This is a genomic window from Herbaspirillum sp. BH-1, from assembly GCF_002870055.1.
In the GTDB taxonomy this organism is placed as follows: Bacteria; Pseudomonadota; Gammaproteobacteria; order Burkholderiales; family Burkholderiaceae_D; genus Herbaspirillum; species Herbaspirillum frisingense.
Genome location: NZ_PKOI01000008.1, coordinates 81508 through 100053 on the forward strand (window position 1 = coordinate 81508; position 18546 = coordinate 100053).

Here is an 18546-nt window from a genome sequence, read left to right on the forward strand (position 1 = left end):
GGCAGCGCCAATGCCCGGCACTCCATCATCGATAACAAAAGGAGACTTACCGTGTTCAAGAAACAACTACTGGGCGCTGCCCTGGGCCTGGCCTTCGCTGTCGGCGGTTCGGCCGCGCAGGCGCAGGAAGTGTATGTGCCGCTCATTTCCAAGGGCTTCCAGCACCAGTTCTGGCAGGCCGTCAAAGCCGGCGCCGACCAGGCCGGCAAGGACCTGAAGGTGAAGGTCACCTTCGAAGGTCCCGAGACCGAAGCCATGGTCGACAAGCAGATCGACATGCTCTCCGCCGCGCTGGCCAAGAAGCCACAGGCCATCGGCTTTGCCGCCCTGGACAGCAAGGCCGCCATCCCGCTGCTGAAGAAGGCGCAGGCCGCCAAGATCCCGGTGGTGGCCTTCGACTCGGGCGTGGATAGCGACATCCCGGTCACCACCGCCACCACCGACAACCGTGCTGCCGCCGCGCTGGCGGCCGACAAGATGGCCGAGCTGGTCGGCAAGGAAGGCGAAGTGGCCGTGGTCGCCCACGACCAGACCAGTCGCACCGGCATCGACCGCCGCGACGGCTTCCTGGAACGCATCAAGGCCAACTATCCCAAGATCAAGGTGGTCAGCGTGCAATATGGCGCCGGCGACCAGTTGAAGTCCACCGAGGTCACCAAGTCCATCCTGCAGGCCTATCCCAAGATCAAGGGCATCTTCGGTACCAACGAAGGCTCGGCCATTGGTGTAGTCAATGGCGTGAAGGAAATGAAGCGCAAGATCGTCATCATCGGCTATGACTCCGGCAAGCAGCAGAAGGATGCGATCCGCGAAGGCGTGATGGCCGGCGCCATCACCCAGAACCCGGTGGGTATCGGCTACAAGACCGTGGAAGCGGCGGTCAAGGCGATCAAGGGCGAGAAGCTGCCCAAGGTCATCGATACCGGCTTCTACTGGTACGACAAGAGCAACATCGACGACGCCAAGATCGCGGCCGTGCTGTACGACTGATCTTGACATGACGTGACGGGAGGGCGTCGCCAGCGGCGGCGCCTTGCCGTTTTCCTGTTTCTGGTGTTTTTGTATTCCCCTGCCGGTTGCGCGCAATGCAGACCGGCAATCCTGCGCCGTCCTGCCCCTCGAAGAGTCCATCATGAAGCCGCATCGCATCGACGCCCATCAGCATTTCTGGTTCTACCAGCCCGACGCCTACCCCTGGATCGGCCGCGGCATGGAGCTGCTGGCCTGCGACCGCACGCCCGGCCAACTGCAGCCCGTGCTGGCCGCCGAAGGGCTGGAACAGTCCATTGCCGTGCAGGCCCGCGCCGGTCGCGACGAAACGGAATTCCTGCTGGACCTGGCGCGCGGTAACCGGCGCATCGCCGGGGTGGTTGGCTGGGAAGACCTCGCTTCGCCGCACCTGGCGGCCAATGTGGAGCGATGGGGAAGTGACAAGCTGGTGGGCTTCCGCCACCAGCTGCAGGATGAGGTCGACGTAAGTACCTTCGTCGAAGCACCGGCCTTCAATACCGGCATCGGCTGGCTGCAACGGCGCGGTCTGGTCTATGACGTGCTGATCTACGCGCGCCAGATGCCCGAAGTGCAAGCCTTCTGCGCCCGCCATGATCGCCTCTGGCTGGTGCTGGATCACCTGGGCAAGCCGGCCCTGGCCGATTTCGGCAAGAGCGAGGCGGTCTTCGCTGACTGGAAGCGCCACCTGCGCGCCCTGGCAGCCTTGCCGCACGTGGCCTGCAAGCTATCGGGGCTGGTCACGGAGGCCGACTGGCAGCGCGGTCTGCGTCAGAAGGATTACGACAATATCGTCCTCTGCCTGGATGCGGCGCTGGACGCCTTCGGCCCGCAGCGCCTGATGTTCGGCTCGGACTGGCCGGTCTGCCTGCTGGCCGCCTCCTATGCCAAGGTGGCCGCCGTGGTGCGGGAGTGGGCCGCGACCCGGCTGTCGGCGTCCGAGCAGGAGCAGTTGTGGGGGCAGACCGCAGCGCGCTGCTACGGCCTGGCCTAGGCCGAGACGCCGTCCCTAATCCCGCGTGAAACCGTTGAAGGCCACGTGCAGCATGTACTTCACGATGTCTTCGGTACTCATCTTGCTGAACTTCTGCAGGTAGTCCACCGCAGGATCACAGGTGCGGGCGTAGTAGCTGTACAGGATCACATCGCTGGGCAGCGCGGCGTCGAGTTCGCCGCTCTTCTGCGCTTCCTTGACCAGCTTTTCCAGCTGGCCGTTGAGCTTGAGCACCCGCATCACATACTTGACGTTGCGCATGAGCATGTCGCGCACCGGTGTACTGGTGGAAGGCAGGAAGGGCAGGCCGCCCTCCAGCCGCACCCGCAGTGCCCATTCCAGCATCGCCTCCAGCTTGCCACGCGGGCTGGGAATGCCCTCCAGCTGCGCCAGCTGGTCGATGGCGCCATCGATGAGACGGATCATGGTCTCGCCGATCAATTCTTCCTTGGACTTGAAATGCTTGTACAGGCTGGGTTTGGAGATACCCACCGCACCGGCGACGTCGTCCATCGTCATCAGGTCATAGCCCTTGCTGCCCAGTACCGACGTAGCCGCATCCAGGATGGCGTTTTCCCGTAATTTGAAGGCTTGATCCTTGAAGCTCAGTTTGCCGAAAATACTCATTGGTAGTTTAAGTTACTAATTAGTAGATTTTATTTTTCTTTGGTAGTAATCTTAGCACCTAAATCGCGGCAGGGTAGAAATACCGGGACGCCAAAGCAGGCCAGCAGAAAAAAAGAGTCCCGGCGGCAGGCGCCGCCCGGCCGAGGGCAACACCCCAATAACAAAGACACAGGTGGACAAGATTTCATGAATCCAGGTACAGCAGCCATCGAGCAGGCATCAGGACAGCGCATCGCCGTCATCGGCGCCGGCATTTCCGGCCTGGCCAGCGCCTATCTGCTGGCGCGCCGGCACCAGGTGGTGCTGTTCGAGTCCGCGCCCACCCTGGGTGGGCATGCCAACACCGTGGACATCGCGCCGCAGGGCGTACCGTTCCCGGTCGATACGGGTTTCCTGGTCTTCAATGACTGGGCCTATCCCAACCTGATCGCCCTGTTCGATGAACTCAAGGTCGAGACCTACGACACCGACATGTCCTTCGGCGTCTCGATGGATGAAGGCCGCTTCGAATGGGCCGGCACCAATCTGGACACCGTCTTCGCCCAGCGCAAGCGCCTGCTGCAGCCCTCCTTCCTGGGCATGCTGCGCGACATCCTGCGCTTCAACCGTGCCGCCCACGCCAACCTGGCGGCCTGCGACGGGCATCCCGTGAGCCTGCGCCAGTTGCTCAAGGACGGCCGCTACGGTGCCCTGTTCAGCGATGCCTACCTGATCCCCATGGCGGCCGCCATCTGGTCCAGTTCGCCCTCGGACATCCTGGACTTCCCGGCCGCCACTTTCCTGCGCTTCTGCATCAACCACGGCCTGCTGCAGGTGAACAATCGTCCCCGCTGGCGCACCGTGCGCGGCGGTTCGCGCCAGTATGTACGTCGCATCGCCGCCACCCTGGAAGATGTGCGCCTGGGCAGCCGCCTGGAGAGCGTCACCCGCAATGAGCGCGGCGTGCTGGTACGCAGCGGTGGCGCCGAACCACGCGAGGAACAGTTCGACGCCGTGGTCTTTGCCACCCATGCCCCGCAGACCCTGGCTCTGTTGCAGGACGCCACCATCGAGGAGCACCAGGTACTCTCGGCCGTGCGTTACCAGGCCAATACCGCCTGGCTGCATGGCGACACGACCCTCATGCCGCTGCTGCCCAAGGTCTGGTCGGCCTGGAATTACCTGGGTTCGCGCCACGACGACGGCAGTCGCGCCGTCTGCGTGAGCTACTGGCTGAACCGGCTGCAGGACCTGCCTTGCAAGAGCGACGTCATCCTCACCCTGAACCCGCCGCAGGCCCCCAATCCGGCCACCGTGATGGGTCGCTTCGACTACGAACATCCGGTCTTCGACCAGCCTGCCATCGACGCCCAGCAGCGCCTGCCCCAGATCCAGGGCCGTCACCGGGCCTGGTTCGCCGGCGCCTGGACCGGCTATGGCTTCCATGAAGACGGCCTGAAGTCGGCGCTGCGGGTGAGCCAGGATTTCGGTGTGCTGCCGCACTGGGCGGTCCTATGAACGACTCGCGCGCTTCGCATGCCGATGCCGCCGCGCTGCTGCTGAGCGGACAGGTGATGCACCAGCGCCTGCGCCCGGTGCGGCACCGCTTCGTCTATCCGGTCTTTTGCGTGCGCCTGGACCTGGCACGCATGGCCGAGGCGGGCAATGCCTGGTTCGGCGTGGATCGTCGGCGCCTGATGGGCGTGCGTACCCGCGACTACGGCCCGCGGGACGGCAGCGACCTCGGTACCTGGGTGCGCGGCCATTTGCAACAGGCCGGCCTGCCGCACGATGGCACGATCTGGCTGCAGACCTTCCCGCGCCTGTTCGGCTTTGTCTTCAATCCGGTCAGCTTCTTCCTCTGTCATGACCGCGACGGCGCCTTGCGTGCCGTGCTGGCCGAGGTCAACAGCACCTTTGGCGAAACCCAGCACTACCTGCTGTCGGCCCCGCAGCAGGGCGTCATCGACGAGCACACCCGCCTGCACTGCAACAAGCTGATGCATGTCTCGCCCTTCTGCGAGGTACGGGGCTTCTATCGCTTCCGCTTCCGTGACCATGCCGCCCGCGAGGGTGGGCAGGGTGGCCAGGACGCGACCGCCTTCGTCGGCATCGATTACTACGACCTCGGCCAGCCTGCCGAGGTGAGCACCGGCCTGCAGCCGCTGATGCGCACCTCCATCGGCGGCCGTCTGCAGCCCCTGACCGCCGCCTCGGCCTTCGCCGCATTATGCGCGCAGCCGCTGCTTACCCTGGGTGTGGTCGCCCGCATTCACTGGCAAGCCTTGCTGCTGTGGCGCAAGCGCGTGCCCTGGTTCAGCAAGCCCGAACGCAACAGCGCCACAGGAACACCCTCCGGAAAGGAAACCCTATCGTGAACCATAGCCCCGCATTGCAGACCTCCGGCCGGCGCATCGGCGCACGCCTTGGCTCGATTTCGACCCGCCTGTTCCTGGGGATGCTGGAACGCCTGAACCACGGTCACCTGGAACTGATCACGCCGCACGGCACCACCCTGACCTTCGGCGACCTGCGCCAGCCGCCCAGCGCACAGCTACGCATCCTCGACTGGCGTGCCTGCGGTGCCATCCTGCGCGCCGGCGACATCGGCTTCGGCGAAGCCTACGGCAATGGCTGGGTCGATACCCCCGACCTGGCTGCGCTGCTGCGCCTGGCCATGCGCAACCGCAAGGCGCTCTCCGGCGCAGTCGAAGGCGGGCGCCTGGCCTCGTGGTGGTATCGCCTGCGCCACCTGCTGCGCTCCAACACCCGCACCGGAAGCCGTCGCAACATCCACGCGCATTACGACCTGGGCAATGATTTCTACCAGCTGTGGCTGGACCCCAGCATGACCTACTCCAGCGCCATCTTCAGCCAGCCCGGCCAGAGCCTGGCCTCGGCACAGGCCGCCAAGTACCAGCGCATCATCGACCAGCTCGGCCTGCGCAGCGGCGACCGCGTGCTGGAAATCGGCTGCGGCTGGGGTGGCTTTGCCGAACATGCGGCGCGCCTGGGCATCCGCGTGCACGGCGTGACCATCTCGCCGGCGCAACTGGCCTTCGCTCAGGATCGCCTGCGCCATCAGCAGCTGGATCACCTGGCGCACCTGGAACTGTGCGACTACCGCGACCTGGACGGCCAATACGACGCCGTCGTCTCCATCGAGATGTTCGAAGCCGTCGGCGAGCGTTTCTGGCAGACCTACTTCGACACCGTCGCGGCGCGCCTCAAAGCCGGCGGCCGCGCCCTGATCCAGTCGATCACCATTGATGAAGCCGTCTTCGAACGCTACCGCGACAGCGCCGACTTCATCCGCGAATTCATCTTCCCCGGCGGCATGCTGCCCAGCCACGAGCGCTTCTCGCGTGGCGCCCAGCGCGCCGGCCTGGCCACCCGCGACCGCTTCCATTTCGGACGCGACTATGCCGAAACCCTGCGCCGCTGGAACGACACCTTCCAGGCCCGGCGCGAGACCATCGCCGCCCAGGGCTTCGATGAACGCTTCCGTCGCCTGTGGCAGCTGTATTACGTGTTCTGTGAAGTCGGCTTCGACGAAGGCCAGACCGATGTGGTGCAGTTCCTCTTGCAGAAGGAGTGAGTCATGGATGCCATCGCAATGCGCAAGGACGCCCGGGGGCGTCGGGGGAGCTGGCTGGCCTTGATCATGCTTGCCGTACTGGCACTGGCGCTGGGCGGATGCGCCTCGCAGCAGCTGTCCGACTATGCCGGCAAGACGCCGGTGTTCGATCCGGCGGTGTTCTTCAAGGGCCGCACCGAAGCCTGGGGCATGTTCCAGAAGCGCGGTGGCGAAGTGGCGCGGCGCTTCCATGTCGTGGTCACCGGCAGCGTCGAGGGCAATACCCTGACCCTGGACGAGCGCTTCCGCTATGACGACGGCCAGACCCAGACCCGCGTCTGGACCCTGGTGCGCCAGCCCGACAACAGCTGGCGCGGAAGCGCCGGTGACGTCATCGGCGAGGCCATCGGCCACACCGCCGGCAACGCCCTGCACTGGAACTACACGCTGCTGCTGCCGGTGGATGACAAGCAATACGAAGTCCAGATGGATGACTGGATGTACCAGATGGACGAGCGCACCCTCATCAATCGCACCAGCATGCGCAAGTTCGGGGTTGAAGTCGGCCAGGTCACGCTGTTCTTCCGCAAGGAGGGGGTATGAGCATCCACACCAGTCCGCTGCCCAAGCAGGCCGCATCCGAGCGTGCCCCGATCTCGCGACCGGCGGTGCTGTTCGGTCCCATGAACCAGCCGGTCAGTGACCTGCGCGGCCTGCGCATCTGGCTGGTCGGCGCCTCCAGCGGCATCGGCGCCGAACTGGCGCGCCAGGCCCTGCAGGCCGGTGCGCGCGTGGCGCTGTCGGCACGCCGGGGCGATGTATTGCAGGAAGTGGCCGCAGGTCACAAGAATGCATTCATCGCCCCGCTCGACGTGCTCTGCCACGACGCCTGGCGCGACCAGCATGCACGCATCCTGGAGGCCTTCGGCGGTATCGACCTGTTGGTCTTCTGTGCCGCCAAATACCGGCCCGAACGCAGCTGGGAAGTCCAGGAAGACGAAGCCGAGCACACCATCCGCACCAATCTCGCCAGCGTCTATTCGGCGCTCGGTGCGGCACTGCCGGACATGCTGGCCCGCGGCAGCGGCGGCATCGCCCTGGTGGCCAGCGTGGCCGGTTATGTCGGCCTGCCCGGCGCGAGCGTCTACGGCCCGGGCAAGGCGGCCCTGATCAATCTGGCGGAAATCCTCTACAGCGACCTGCGACCCAAGGGCTTGAACGTCTATCTGGTCAATCCGGGTTTCGTGAAGACCGACCTGACCGACAAGAACGACTTCCCCATGCCGGCCATCCAGACCCCGCAGCAAGCCGCCAGCGCCATCTGGCGCGGCATTGCCGAGGGTCGCTTCGAGATCCATTTCCCGCTGCGCTTCACGGCCTGGCTGAAGATATTGCGGCTCTTGCCGTTCCGCCTGCGCTTCATGCTGTTCCAGCGCTTCCTGCTGAACTGAATTGAATGAATGACTGAGTCGACTGAATTGACGATGCAGAACCTGGACCGATTACTGCAATGGTATGCCGCGCTGGATCGCGCCAGCCTGGAGCGCATCGACGCGTTCTATGCGCCACAGGCCCTGTTCAAGGACCCCTTCAATGACGTCAAGGGCGTGCGCTCGATCCGCGCCATCTTCGCGCACATGTTCGCCACCACCGAGGACCCGCGTTTCGTGATCCTGGAGCGCATGGGGCAGGGCGAGCAGGGCTTCGCCACCTGGCGTTTCGAGTTCCGGCTCAAGGGACATTTCTATACGGTGCTGGGGGCGACGCATTTCCGCTTCGATGAGGCGGGACGGGTCAGCGAACATCGCGATTACTGGGATGCGGCTGAGGAGCTGTGGCAGAAACTGCCCGTCATCGGCGGGCCGGTCAAGTGGTTGCGGGGGCGGTTCAGGGCGACCGGGCATTGAGCGGCCGCCCTGTTGGATGTCATTGCCAGAACGGCGAGGCCGCAGAGATCAGACCAGCGATGTACAGGGCGCCTTCGGCGAGCATGGGCAGGATGGGCATGTGATTCTCCTTCGGTTTATTGCCAGAACGGCGAGGCTGCAGAGATCAGACCGGCGATGTACAGGGCGCCTTCGGCAAGCATGGGCAGGATGGGCATGTTGTTCTCCTTGGGTTGATGCCGTCAGCGGTTTGCGTCTGGCCATGTAGTCATCATGCCGTCGAGCCATTACAGGTCGATTGCAGGAAACCACCCCCGGATTTCAATTGAAACAGTTCCGCCCGCCAGCCCGGTAGCGCAGGTCAGTCGGTGGTGCTGGGGCTCCAGAATGCCTGCTTCACCGCCGGCAGGGCCAGCAGGCGCTCGATCAGCGCGTCCAGTTCGTCGCCATTGACCGAGGTGGCCGCCAGGGTCGCCTCGATTTCCACCTCGTCTTCGGCAAAGGGCCGCACCTCCAGGTCGTGCAGGGGATAGCGGCTCTGCTCCAGCATGTCGGTCACGGCAGCCAGCACACGCTTCTGGTGCTCGCTCTCCACGATCAGGTGCAGGGTGTTGGTCACTTCCACCGACGGCACATCCAGCGGCTTGCGGTTGATGGTATTGACCACCGGACGCAACAGCGTATTGGCCGCCAGCACGAAGACGGTCGCCAGGATCGCCTCCAGGAGCAGGTCGGCGCCCGCCGCCGCCCCCACCGCCGCTGAGCCCCACAAGGTCGCGGCGGTATTGATGCCGCGCACATTGCCTTCCTCGCGCATGATCACGCCCGCGCCCAGGAAGCCCACCCCCGACACCACATAGGCCACCACATGCACCGCGCCCTCATGGCCGCCCATGCGATTGGCCATGTCCACGAAGACCGCCGCACCCAGTGCCACCAACACATTGGTGCGCAGACCGGCAGTGCGTTGCCGGTACTGGCGTTCCAGCCCGATCAGACCGCCCAGGATGAAGGCCGCGGTCAGGCTGATGAGGGTATCGAGCAGGGAAGCGAGATTGATGTTGGCGAGAATTTGCATGGAGATCAGGTCTGGACGATGTGGAAGGGCAGGGCCGCTGCGCAATGGTGCGCGATGATGCCGGACAAATGCAACAGGCGCGTGACAAACGGACCGGGCGTATACGCTGCAAGCGCGGCCGGCAAGGCCTACAATCCGGGGTTCCGCCTTCTCGGGCAGCAAGATGACTTATCCACAAGGAGTTTCCATGAGCAGCAAAGTAGCCCTGATCACCGCCGCCGGCAGCGGCATGGGCGCCGCCGCGGCGCGTCGCCTGGCGGCCGACGGTTTCCAGGTTGGCATTCTTTCGTCATCCGGCAAGGGCGAGGCGCTGGCCGCCGAACTGGGCGGCATCGGCGTGACCGGTTCCAACCAGTCGGTGGACGACCTGCAGCGCCTGGTGGACCTGGCCGTGCAACGCTGGGGCCGCGTCGATGTGCTGGTCAACAGCGCCGGCCACGGCCCGCGCGCGCCCATTCTCGACATCACCGACGAGGACTGGCATCGCGGCATGGATACCTACCTGCTCAACGTGATCCGCCCCACGCGCCTGGTCACGCCGCTGATGCAGCAGGCCGGCGGTGGCGCCATCATCAACATTTCCTCGGCCTGGGCCTTCGAGCCGTCCGACATGTTCCCGACCTCGGCGGTGTTCCGCGCTGGCCTGGCCGCCTTCACCAAACTCTTCGCCGACAAGTACGCCCCTGACAACATCCGCATCAACAACGTCCTGCCAGGCTGGATCGACAGCCTGCCGCAACGCGAAGAGCGCCGCGCCGGCGTGCCCATGCAGCGCTACGGCACCAGCGACGAAGTGGCGGCCACCATCGCCTTCCTGGCCTCGCCCGGCGCAGGTTACATCACCGGCCAGAACCTCAGGGTCGATGGCGGGCTGATGCGTTCGGTCTGAGGGCGCTGCCCGCCATGGCCGCGTATGCGGACCATGGCGGGTGCTGCACTGCATCGTTTTTCATTCTTTCTGTTGTTTCCTGCAAAAAAGTATCGGTCGTCCGGCGCTGGTGATGTAGAAGCCCCGCCGGGCGGGTACTAAGATGCGGTCAATGACAGAAACTGCCAACTTCGAGTTGCCAGTTTCGATAAAGAAAATGCTCTCGATTGAGAGGAGACACGATGCAACCCGACCTGGAACTGGTCCATATCCGCAAGGGCGAATCCTTTGCGGCCTGGATGCACGGCTACCCTTTCCGTACCGTGCGTTGGCATTACCATCCCGAATACGAAATCCATCTGGTGGTGGCCACCCGCGGCCGCTTCTATGTGGGCGACCACATCGGGGACTTTGCTCCGGGGCAACTGGTCATGACCGGCCCCAATCTTCCACAGAACTGGATTTCCGATATCGCCCGCGACGAAGTGGTGCCGGTGCGCTCGCTGGTGATCCAGTTTCCCGCGCAACTGGTGGACCAGTGCGCGGCCGGCATTGCCGAGATGGAAGCCATCATGCCGCTGCTGGAGCGCAGCCATCGCGGCCTGCTGTTCGACCAGGCCACCAGCGACACCGTGCGCCCGCTGATGCAGCGCCTCATCGACCAGCGTGGCTTGAAGCGCCTGGCCCTGTTTTGGGACATCCTCGACGTGCTGGCCAATGCCCCCGAGCCGGAGGTGCTGGCCAGCCTGTCCTATAAGCTGGACCTGTCGGACATGCAGGGCAGCGGCCTTAACCGCGCCATCGCCTACCTGCGCGAACACTTGACCGACGACATCGGCGAGCAGGATCTGGCCGACATGGTAGGCCAGCACCCGAGCAGCTTCTCGCGGGCCTTCAAGCGCCATACCGGCACCACGCTCGTGCGCTACAAGAACCAGTTGCGCGTCGATCTCGCCTGCCTGGCCCTGCTGACGCGGCCGGAGGCACGCATCACCGACATCTGCTACGAGACCGGTTTTTCCAACCTGTCCAATTTCAACCGTCATTTCCACCGCATCAAGGGCATGTCGCCCTCGGCATTTCGCAACACCTTTGCCACCAACAGCCTCTTTGCCGCGACCGGATAGTCAGGGCGGCGGCTGAGCTACGGAGCAGGTTTTCCCGGCTCGACATCTTCATCCGCGAACACATTCAAGGCAGCAATCACAGCATTCAGGAAAGCCTCCGCTTTCCGGAACAGGACAGGCATTGCCTGTCGCCCGCAAGAGCAATCCGAACGCCATCCGCAAGCAAGTACACGACCAACAACAATGGAGACTGCAATGAATAAAGCACTGAGAAGCCTGGCCTTGACCGGCGCCATCCTGGCCAGCTTCGGCACCACCCCGGCAAGCGCTCAGGAACTGGGCAAGCTCAAGATCGGCATGAGCTTCCAGGAAATGAACAACCCCTATTTCGTCTCCATGAAGAAGGCCCTGGACGACGCCGCCAAGTCCTTCGGCGCCAAGGTCATCGTCACCGATGCCGCCCACAACGTGGCCAAGCAGCTCGCCGACATCGAAGACATGCTGCAGCAGAACATCGACATCCTGCTCATCAATCCCACCGACTCGGCCGGGGTGGAGGCCGCGGTGAAGGCCGCCAAGGCGCGCAATGTGATCGTGGTGGCGGTCGATGCCAACGCCGCTGGTCCGGTGGACATGTTCGTCGGTTCCAAGAACAAGGACGCCGGCTACCAGTCCTGCCGTGCGCTGGCCGATGCCATCGGTGGCAAGGGGGAAGTGGCCATCCTCGACGGCATCCCGGTGGTCCCGATCCTGCAGCGCGTGGAGGGTTGCAGGCAGGCCCTGGCGGAATACAAGGACATCAAGCTGGTGGACAAACAGAACGGCCGCCAGGACCGCTCGGTTGCGCTGGGTGTGGTGGAGAACATGATCCAGTCCAAGCCCAACCTGAAGGGCATCTTCTCCGTCAACGACGGTGGTGCCATGGGTGCGCTGGCCGCCATCCAGGGCAGCGGCAAGGACATCAAGCTGACCTCGGTGGATGGCGCGCCGGAGGCGATCAAGGCCATCGCCGACGGCGGCCCTTTCATCGAGACCACGGCGCAGTTCCCGCGTGACCAGGTGCGGGTGGGCCTGGCCATGGCGTTGGCCAAGAAGTGGGGCGCACGCGTAGTGCCCAAGGAAGTCCCCATCGACGTCATGCCGGTGACCAGGAAGAACGCCGCAGGTTTCAGCTGGTAAGCCGTCGGCGCGCCGCGCTTGCGCGTGCGCGCCTTTCTTTCCCTTGATGGAGGCAGCCATGCTCCAACTGACTGGTATCAAGAAGCACTTCGGCCCGGTGACGGTGCTGCGCGGCGTCGAGCTGGCGGTCAAGGCCGGCGAGGTCCACGCGCTGCTGGGTGAGAACGGCGCCGGCAAGTCCACGCTGATGAAGATCCTGTGCGGCATCGTCACGCCGGATGCAGGTGAAATCCGCATCGGCGGCCAGGTCTGTCGCTTTGCCAGCTACGACCAGGCCATCGCCGCCGGCATCGGCGTGGTGTTCCAGGAGTTTTCGCTCATCCCCTACCTGGACGCGGTGGACAACATGTTCCTGGCGCGCGAATTGCGCAGCCCGCTGGGCCTGCTCAAGCGGACCGCCATGCGGCGCCGGGCTGCGCAGATCATCGCGCAACTGGGTGTGGATATCCCGTTGGAAGTCCCTGTCTGCAAGCTCTCGGTGGCGCAGCAGCAGTTCGTGGAAATCGCCAAGGCGCTGGCGCTGGAGGCTCGTATCCTGGTACTGGATGAACCGACCGCCACGCTGACGCCGGCGGAAGTCGCGCATCTGTTCAAGGTCATGCGCGGCCTGCGCGAGCAGGGAGTGGCGATCATCTTCATCTCGCACCATCTGGAAGAAATCTTCGAGATCGGCGACCGCATCACCGTCCTGCGCGATGGTGCCTACGTCGGCAGCTGCGCGGTCGCCGAGGTGGACCAGGCACGACTGGTGGAAATGATGGTGGGACGCCGCATCGAGAACTGCTTTCCGCCCAAACCACTCACGCAATCCGGAGCAACCGCCCAGGAGGTGCTGCTGGATGTGCATGCATTGCAGCTCCGACGTCACAGTCCTGTGTCGCGCTTCCAGTTGCGGCGCGGCGAGATACTCGGCTTTGCCGGCCTGGTCGGTTCCGGCCGCAGCGAGACCGTGCTGGCCATGCTGGGCGCGCATCCCGCGCTGACCTGCAAGCTCTCCATGCACGGCGTGCCGCTGCGCCTGGCCGATCCGGCCGCGGCCCTGCAGGCCGGTATCGGTCTGCTGCCGGAAAGTCGCAAGGAGCAGGGACTCATCACCAGTTTCCCCATCCTGCATAACATCTCGCTGAACAACTACGGCAAGTATGAACTGGGCGGGTTGTTTCTGGATCGCCGGCGTGAAGCCGAGGTCACCCGGGCGGCCATGCAGCGGGTGCGGGTCAAGGCGACGGATGCGGCAGCGCGGGTCGATACGCTGTCCGGCGGCAACCAGCAGAAGGTGGTGATTGCACGCTGGATCAACCACGACATGCAGGTGCTGATCTTCGACGAGCCCACGCGGGGTATCGATGTCGGCGCCAAGGCCGAAATCTACCAGCTCATGCGCCAATTCACTGCGCAAGGCCATTCCATCATCATGATCTCTTCCGAGTTGCCGGAGGTGGTCGGCATGTCCGACCGGGTCTGCGTCTTCAAGGGCGGCGGCATCGTCGCCACCCTCGAAGGCGAGGCCGTCAATGCCGAAGAGATCATGACCCATGCCACCACGGGGAGACTCCATCATGCAGCCTGACTCAAACGCAAACGCAAATGCCAACGCACATGCAATCCCAAGCGACGCCACCCCGGCACATGCTTCTTCCCGGGTTCGCTGGCGCGCCCTGGTCCATTCGCCACTGGCGCTGCCGCTGGCCGGACTGGTGGTGGTGTCGCTCCTGATGGGCCTGGCCTCGGACAACTTCTTCACCGTCTCCAACTGGCTCAATGTGCTGCGGCAGGTATCCATCGTCGGCATCCTGGCCGTGGGCATGAGCTTCGTGATCCTCACCGGCGGCATCGACCTGTCGGTTGGCGCGGCCATGGCCCTGGCCGGCACGCTGTCGGCCGGACTGATCGTCAACAGCGGCCTGCCCGCACCGGCGGCCCTGCTGGCCGGGGTGGCACTGGCGGTGGGTATCGGCTTGCTCAACGGAGTATTGGTGGCCTGGGGGCGCATGCCGGCCATCATCGTCACGCTCGCCACCATGGGCGTGGCGCGCGGCGTCGGGCTGATCTATTCGGGGGGCTACCCGATCTCGGGTCTGCCGGGCTGGATTGCCTGGTTCGGGGTGGGGCGCATCGGCCCGATCCCGGTGCCGGTGATCCTCATGCTGCTGGTCTATGCACTGGCCTGGGTGCTGTTGCAACGCACGCCGTTCGGGCGCCACGTCTATGCCATCGGCGGCAACGAGATGGCGGCGCGCCTGTCGGGCGTGAAGACGGCACGCATCAAGCTGGCGGTGTATGCGATCTCCGGTTTCACCTCGGGTCTGGCGGCCATCATCCTGACCGGGCGCCTGATGTCCGGCCAACCCAACGCCGGTGTCGGCTTCGAGCTCGATGCGATTGCCGCCGTGGTGCTGGGTGGCACCGCCATTGCGGGCGGTCGCGGGCTGGTGCTGGGGACCCTGATCGGCGCGGTGTTGCTGGGCATCCTCAACAACGGCCTGAACCTGATGGGCATCAATCCCTACCTGCAGGACATCATCCGGGGCGTGATCATCCTGCTGGCCATCTATATCGCACGGGAATGGCGCTGAGTCCTTCCATCGCTGTTTTTGATTCCTCTTTTCAGCCCTCTCATTCAACCTAAGGAGATAGACATGACGCAATCCCTGGCTGGCAAGATCGCCGTCATCACCGGCGCGGCCTCCGGCATCGGCCTGGCCACCACCGAAAAATTGCTGGCCAACGGCGTGACCGTGGTCATGGTGGACTGGAACGCCAAGGCCCTCGACGAACTCGCCGCTCGCCTCGGTCCGCAGGCCGTCCCGCAGGTGACCAATCTGCTGGACGCCGACAGTTGCGCGGCCATGGTGCCGGAGATCCTGCAAAAGGTCGCGCACATCGACATCCTCCATTGCAATGCCGGTACCTACATCGGCGGCGACCTGGTGGATACCACCGCCGAGGCCATCGACCGCATGCTCAATCTCAACGTCAACGCGGTCATGAAGAACGTCCATGCGGTCGCGCCTCACATGATGGCCCGCAAGAGCGGCGACATCATTGTCACCTGCTCGGTGGCTGGTCACTTCCCGACCTATTGGGAGCCGGTCTATGCCGGTTCAAAGTGGGCCATTACCTGCTTCGTGCAGACCATGCGACGTCAGATGATCCCGCATGGCGTGCGGGTGGGACAGGTCTCACCGGGGCCGGTCATCTCGGCCCTGCTGGCCGACTGGCCGGAGGAAAACCTGCGCAAGGCCAAGGAGTCCGGCAGCCTGATCGAGCCCGCCGAGGTGGCCGATGCGGTCGAGTACATGCTCACCCGCAGCCGCAATGTGACCATCCGCGATATGCTCGTTCTCCCCACCAATTTCGACCGGGTATGAACAGGGCAGGTGGTGTTCAGGTCCCGACGAACAGAGACAGCAGCGAGAACAGCGAGGAAAGATGGAGACCTATCTGATCGGCATCGATGTCGGCACCGGCTCTGCCCGGGCCGGCGTATTCCGGCGTGACGGCAGGCTGCTGGCCAGTGCCCGGCATGACATTGCGCTCTTTCGCGACGAGCGCCGGGCGCGCGTCGAACAATCCAGCACCCAGATCTGGAAGGCGGTCTGCCAGGCCGTGCGGGCGGCGGTGGCGCGGGCCGACATCGATCCGGCAGCGGTCAGCGGTATCGGCTTCGACGCCACCTGTTCGCTGGTGGTGCAGGGCGCTCGGGGTGGCGTGGGTGACCCCGACCATCCCGAACGCGACGTCATCGTCTGGATGGATCACCGCGCACTGGAGCAGGCGCAGCGCATCAATGCCGGCGGGCATGCGGTGCTGTCCTATGTGGGCGGCGTGATCTCGCCCGAGATGGAAACCCCCAAGCTGCTATGGCTGAAGGAACAACTGCCCGAGGTCTATCACAGCGCCGCGCAATTCTTCGACCTCACCGATTTCCTCACCTGGAAAGCCACCGGTTCGCTGCAGCGCTCGTCCTGTACGGTGACCTGCAAATGGACCTACCTGGCCCACGAAGGTCGCTGGGATGCCGATTATTTCCGAAGCATCGGCCTGGGCGACCTGGCCGACGACGGCTTTGTCCGCATCGGCCAGGAAGTGGTCTGGCCCGGTACGGCCTTGCGCGGCGGCCTCAGCGCGCAGGCTGCGCAGGCGCTGCAGTTGCGACCCGGTATCGCGGTGGCGGCGGGGCTGATCGACGCCCATGCGGGCGGCATCGGCACGGTGGCCGCACGCGGCGGCGCCGAGGATGCGGCGGCCTGCATGGCCTATGTGTTCGGTACCTCGTCCTGCACCATGACCAGCCATGCCGAACCGGTCTTCGTCCCTGGCGTCTGGGGGCCGTACTACAACGCCATGGCACCGGGCATGTGGTTGAACGAAGGCGGACAGTCGGCCGCCGGCGCCGCCATCGACCACTTGCTGCGACTGCACCCGGCCGAGCCGCAGGCGCGCCAGCAGGCTGCCGCCGAGCAGATGGAACTGCCGCAATGGCTGGCACAGCGTGCCTTGCAGGTGGTGGCGCATCCCTCGCAGGCAGCCTGGCTGGCCGGGCAGATCAACGTGGTGCCGGAGTTCCTGGGCAACCGCTCGCCACTGGCCGACCCGCAGGCCCGGGCGCTGTTGCTGGGCCTGGGTATGGAGCAGGACATCGACAGCCTGGTGGCGCTCTATGTGGCCGGCCTGTGCAGCCTGGGATATGGCCTGCGACAGATCATCGAAGCCCAGGCGGCGCGGGGTTTGCGTATCGCCAGCATCTCGGTATCGGGCGGCGCCGGCACCCATGCGCTGACACGCCAGTTGCTGGCCGACACCACTGGCCTGCCGGTGGAGATCACCGCCTGTCCGGAACCGGTGCTGCTGGGCTCGGCCATGCTGGCGGCGGTGGCCGCTGGCACCTATGCCGACCTGCGCTGCGCCATGTCGGCCATGTCCAGCGTCGCCGGGCGCGAGCAGGCCGCCGGTGGCGACATTGCGCGGCTGCATGCGGCGCGCTACCAGGTCTTCCTCAACAGCCAGCAACTGGCGCGCGCGTCGCGCGACAGCCTGGCGCCGCTGCTGGCCGCGCAGGCCGGGCAGCGACATTGAACAGGAGCACGTCATGGAATTTGCAGGAACATCGGTCATCATCACCGGCGCCGGCAAGGGCATCGGCCGGGCCTGCGCGCGCCTGATGGCGCAGCGCGGCGCCGAGGTGATCGCGCTCTCGCGTACCGCCAGCGACCTGGACAGCCTGCGCGAGGAAATCGGCTCGCGTTCCGTGCAGGTCGACCTGGCCGACCCGGCCGCCGCCCGGCATGCCATGGCGCAGGCAGGCCGCGCCGATTATCTGATCAACAGCGCCGGCATCAACATTCTGCAATCGAGTACCGAGATGAGTGACCGGGCCTATGAAGCGATCCTGGGCGTGAACCTGCGCGCCGCCCTCGTCACCTGCCAGGCCTTCGCCCGTGAGCGCATCGCCGCCGGCGGTGGTGGGGCCATCGTCAATATCACTTCGATTGCCGGCCATCGCGGCTTTGCCGAGCATCTCTGCTACGCGGCCTCCAAGGCCGGTCTGGAGGGCGCGACCCGGGTCCTGGCCAGGGAACTGGGGCCGCACGGCATCCGCGTCAATGCGGTGGCCCCTACCATTACCCTGACGGAACTGGCCGAAGCCGCCTGGAGCGATCCAGCCAAATCGGCCCCAATGATGGCGCGCCATCCCCTGGGCCGCTTCGCCTCGGCCGAGGAGGTGGCGCGCAGCATCGCCATGCTGCTCTCGGGCGATGCCGCCATGTTGACGGGGGTGGTGCTGCCGGTGGATGGGGGATTCCTGGCGGTCTAGTGGTGAATACAGCGCCAGTGCAGCGTTAATGCCGTCTCGGGGCACTATCCATGCAAAAGGGGCGACCAACCGGTCGCCCCTTTGTGCTTTTTGTGCTTTCAGCCGGCAGCGTCAGCACCGCTGCCCGTCTGGTGTGAGATCAGCGACCGATCTGGTGGCCGATCACGCCGCCGACGGCTGCGCCACCGGCAGTGCCGATGCCGCTGCCACCGGTCAGGATGGCGCCGCCCACGGCACCGACGGTGGCGCCGATGGCGGTGTTCTTGTCTCGGGTGCTCATGTTGCTGCAGCCGGTCATGGCGGTCAGCGCAATGGCAGTGACGGAAATGGCTGCGATCTTGTGTAGAGTTTTCATGATTTTTTTCCTGATCGTGAAGGTTGGTTCCTTGTTTTGGGGGACCGGCTCGCGCATCAACTATTGCTTCGCCCGCGTCGCCGGTACTGCAATAGACCAGCTTGGGCTAG

At 64.9% G+C, this 18546-nt stretch carries 19 protein-coding genes; 16 read left to right on the forward strand and 3 right to left on the reverse strand.

Features of this window, described 5'->3' with window-relative positions:
• The first annotated feature begins 51 nt into the window (after positions 1 to 51).
• Positions 52 to 990, forward strand: a complete 939-nt coding sequence (locus HBH1_RS12830) for an ABC transporter substrate-binding protein (RefSeq protein WP_006465182.1) — start codon at positions 52 to 54, stop codon at positions 988 to 990.
• Between the two features lie 142 nt (positions 991 to 1132).
• Complete coding sequence (locus HBH1_RS12835) at positions 1133 to 2002, forward strand: L-fucono-1,5-lactonase (RefSeq protein WP_102663063.1); 870 nt, start codon at positions 1133 to 1135, stop codon at positions 2000 to 2002.
• Positions 2003 to 2017: 15 nt separating this feature from the next.
• Here HBH1_RS12835 and HBH1_RS12840 read toward each other — a convergent pair whose 3' ends face one another.
• On the reverse strand, positions 2018 to 2629 hold the full coding sequence (locus tag HBH1_RS12840) for a TetR/AcrR family transcriptional regulator (RefSeq protein ID WP_077236637.1): 612 nt from the start codon (positions 2627 to 2629) through the stop codon (positions 2018 to 2020).
• A 186-nt stretch (positions 2630 to 2815) separates the two neighbouring features.
• On the opposite strand from HBH1_RS12840, the gene HBH1_RS12845 reads away from it, so the two are divergent.
• Genes HBH1_RS12845 through HBH1_RS12870 form a run of 6 tightly spaced genes read left to right on the forward strand, consistent with a single transcriptional unit; the run spans position 2816 to position 8092 of the window.
• A complete protein-coding gene (locus HBH1_RS12845; protein ID WP_102663064.1) occupies positions 2816 to 4126 on the forward strand; it encodes an NAD(P)/FAD-dependent oxidoreductase in 1311 nt (436 codons plus the stop codon).
• Complete coding sequence (locus HBH1_RS12850; RefSeq protein WP_102663065.1) at positions 4123 to 4986, forward strand: DUF1365 domain-containing protein; 864 nt, start codon at positions 4123 to 4125, stop codon at positions 4984 to 4986. The genes HBH1_RS12845 and HBH1_RS12850 overlap by 4 nt, the downstream gene beginning before the upstream one ends.
• The gene (locus HBH1_RS12855) at positions 4983 to 6206 is read left to right on the forward strand and encodes an SAM-dependent methyltransferase (RefSeq protein WP_102663066.1); all 1224 of its coding nucleotides are present in this window, start codon (positions 4983 to 4985) and stop codon (positions 6204 to 6206) included. Before HBH1_RS12850 ends, HBH1_RS12855 begins: the two co-directional genes overlap by 4 nt.
• Before the next feature lie 3 nt (positions 6207 to 6209).
• A complete protein-coding gene (locus tag HBH1_RS12860) occupies positions 6210 to 6788 on the forward strand; it encodes a DUF3833 domain-containing protein (RefSeq protein WP_199181579.1) in 579 nt (192 codons plus the stop codon).
• Complete coding sequence (locus HBH1_RS12865) at positions 6785 to 7636, forward strand: SDR family NAD(P)-dependent oxidoreductase (protein ID WP_102663067.1); 852 nt, start codon at positions 6785 to 6787, stop codon at positions 7634 to 7636. The genes HBH1_RS12860 and HBH1_RS12865 overlap by 4 nt, the downstream gene beginning before the upstream one ends.
• A gap of 33 nt (positions 7637 to 7669) precedes the next feature.
• A complete protein-coding gene (locus HBH1_RS12870) occupies positions 7670 to 8092 on the forward strand; it encodes a nuclear transport factor 2 family protein (RefSeq protein WP_102663068.1) in 423 nt (140 codons plus the stop codon).
• 340 nt (positions 8093 to 8432) lie between these two features.
• On the opposite strand, the gene HBH1_RS12875 is transcribed toward HBH1_RS12870, so the two are convergent.
• Positions 8433 to 9149 carry an MgtC/SapB family protein gene (locus HBH1_RS12875; RefSeq protein ID WP_102663069.1) on the reverse strand — a complete coding sequence of 239 codons (717 nt, stop codon included), beginning with the start codon at positions 9147 to 9149 and terminating at the stop codon, positions 8433 to 8435.
• Positions 9150 to 9336: 187 nt separating this feature from the next.
• Here HBH1_RS12875 and HBH1_RS12880 point away from each other — a divergent pair, with 187 nt between their 5' ends.
• The 8 genes from HBH1_RS12880 to HBH1_RS12915 all read left to right on the forward strand — a co-directional run bounded on the left by HBH1_RS12880 (position 9337) and on the right by HBH1_RS12915 (position 18081).
• Positions 9337 to 10038, forward strand: a complete 702-nt coding sequence (locus HBH1_RS12880; RefSeq protein ID WP_077236630.1) for an SDR family oxidoreductase — start codon at positions 9337 to 9339, stop codon at positions 10036 to 10038.
• Between the two features lie 221 nt (positions 10039 to 10259).
• Positions 10260 to 11144: a helix-turn-helix domain-containing protein gene (locus HBH1_RS12885; protein WP_102663070.1), complete on the forward strand. Its 885-nt coding sequence runs from the start codon at positions 10260 to 10262 to the stop codon at positions 11142 to 11144.
• Positions 11145 to 11339: 195 nt separating this feature from the next.
• Positions 11340 to 12263 (forward strand): ABC transporter substrate-binding protein, encoded by a 924-nt coding sequence (locus HBH1_RS12890; RefSeq protein WP_199181580.1) that lies wholly within the window; start codon positions 11340 to 11342, stop codon positions 12261 to 12263.
• 58 nt (positions 12264 to 12321) lie between these two features.
• The gene (locus tag HBH1_RS12895) at positions 12322 to 13833 is read left to right on the forward strand and encodes a sugar ABC transporter ATP-binding protein (RefSeq protein ID WP_102663071.1); all 1512 of its coding nucleotides are present in this window, start codon (positions 12322 to 12324) and stop codon (positions 13831 to 13833) included.
• Positions 13823 to 14839, forward strand: coding sequence for an ABC transporter permease (locus HBH1_RS12900; protein WP_233207598.1), 1017 nt, complete (start codon positions 13823 to 13825; stop codon positions 14837 to 14839). The genes HBH1_RS12895 and HBH1_RS12900 overlap by 11 nt, the downstream gene beginning before the upstream one ends.
• 63 nt (positions 14840 to 14902) lie before the next feature.
• Complete coding sequence (locus tag HBH1_RS12905; RefSeq protein ID WP_102663072.1) at positions 14903 to 15634, forward strand: SDR family oxidoreductase; 732 nt, start codon at positions 14903 to 14905, stop codon at positions 15632 to 15634.
• A gap of 61 nt (positions 15635 to 15695) precedes the next feature.
• Complete coding sequence (locus HBH1_RS12910) at positions 15696 to 17342, forward strand: FGGY-family carbohydrate kinase (protein ID WP_102663073.1); 1647 nt, start codon at positions 15696 to 15698, stop codon at positions 17340 to 17342.
• A gap of 13 nt (positions 17343 to 17355) precedes the next feature.
• Positions 17356 to 18081, forward strand: coding sequence for an SDR family oxidoreductase (locus HBH1_RS12915; RefSeq protein WP_102663074.1), 726 nt, complete (start codon positions 17356 to 17358; stop codon positions 18079 to 18081).
• 139 nt (positions 18082 to 18220) lie between these two features.
• Here HBH1_RS12915 and HBH1_RS12920 read toward each other — a convergent pair whose 3' ends face one another.
• On the reverse strand, positions 18221 to 18436 hold the full coding sequence (locus HBH1_RS12920; RefSeq protein WP_006465163.1) for a glycine zipper 2TM domain-containing protein: 216 nt from the start codon (positions 18434 to 18436) through the stop codon (positions 18221 to 18223).
• Positions 18437 to 18546: the final 110 nt, after the last annotated feature.

What these genes read in the sequence shown, in the direction of transcription:
- HBH1_RS12885 (WP_102663070.1), top strand. Translation starts at nt 10,260, where the DNA reads ATGCAACCCGACCTGGAACTGGTCCATATCCGCAAGGGCGAATCCTTT.
- HBH1_RS12845 (WP_102663064.1), top strand. Translation starts at nt 2,816, where the DNA reads ATGAATCCAGGTACAGCAGCCATCGAGCAGGCATCAGGACAGCGCATC.
- HBH1_RS12890 (WP_199181580.1), top strand. Translation starts at nt 11,340, where the DNA reads ATGAATAAAGCACTGAGAAGCCTGGCCTTGACCGGCGCCATCCTGGCC.
- HBH1_RS12865 (WP_102663067.1), top strand. Translation starts at nt 6,785, where the DNA reads ATGAGCATCCACACCAGTCCGCTGCCCAAGCAGGCCGCATCCGAGCGT.
- HBH1_RS12880 (WP_077236630.1), top strand. Translation starts at nt 9,337, where the DNA reads ATGAGCAGCAAAGTAGCCCTGATCACCGCCGCCGGCAGCGGCATGGGC.
- HBH1_RS12915 (WP_102663074.1), top strand. Translation starts at nt 17,356, where the DNA reads ATGGAATTTGCAGGAACATCGGTCATCATCACCGGCGCCGGCAAGGGC.
- HBH1_RS12840 (WP_077236637.1), bottom strand. Translation starts at nt 2,629, where the DNA reads ATGAGTATTTTCGGCAAACTGAGCTTCAAGGATCAAGCCTTCAAATTA.
- HBH1_RS12910 (WP_102663073.1), top strand. Translation starts at nt 15,696, where the DNA reads ATGGAGACCTATCTGATCGGCATCGATGTCGGCACCGGCTCTGCCCGG.
- HBH1_RS12860 (WP_199181579.1), top strand. Translation starts at nt 6,210, where the DNA reads ATGGATGCCATCGCAATGCGCAAGGACGCCCGGGGGCGTCGGGGGAGC.
- HBH1_RS12850 (WP_102663065.1), top strand. Translation starts at nt 4,123, where the DNA reads ATGAACGACTCGCGCGCTTCGCATGCCGATGCCGCCGCGCTGCTGCTG.
- HBH1_RS12895 (WP_102663071.1), top strand. Translation starts at nt 12,322, where the DNA reads ATGCTCCAACTGACTGGTATCAAGAAGCACTTCGGCCCGGTGACGGTG.
- HBH1_RS12835 (WP_102663063.1), top strand. Translation starts at nt 1,133, where the DNA reads ATGAAGCCGCATCGCATCGACGCCCATCAGCATTTCTGGTTCTACCAG.
- HBH1_RS12875 (WP_102663069.1), bottom strand. Translation starts at nt 9,149, where the DNA reads ATGCAAATTCTCGCCAACATCAATCTCGCTTCCCTGCTCGATACCCTC.
- HBH1_RS12870 (WP_102663068.1), top strand. Translation starts at nt 7,670, where the DNA reads ATGCAGAACCTGGACCGATTACTGCAATGGTATGCCGCGCTGGATCGC.
- HBH1_RS12900 (WP_233207598.1), top strand. Translation starts at nt 13,823, where the DNA reads ATGCAGCCTGACTCAAACGCAAACGCAAATGCCAACGCACATGCAATC.
- HBH1_RS12920 (WP_006465163.1), bottom strand. Translation starts at nt 18,436, where the DNA reads ATGAAAACTCTACACAAGATCGCAGCCATTTCCGTCACTGCCATTGCG.
- HBH1_RS12905 (WP_102663072.1), top strand. Translation starts at nt 14,903, where the DNA reads ATGACGCAATCCCTGGCTGGCAAGATCGCCGTCATCACCGGCGCGGCC.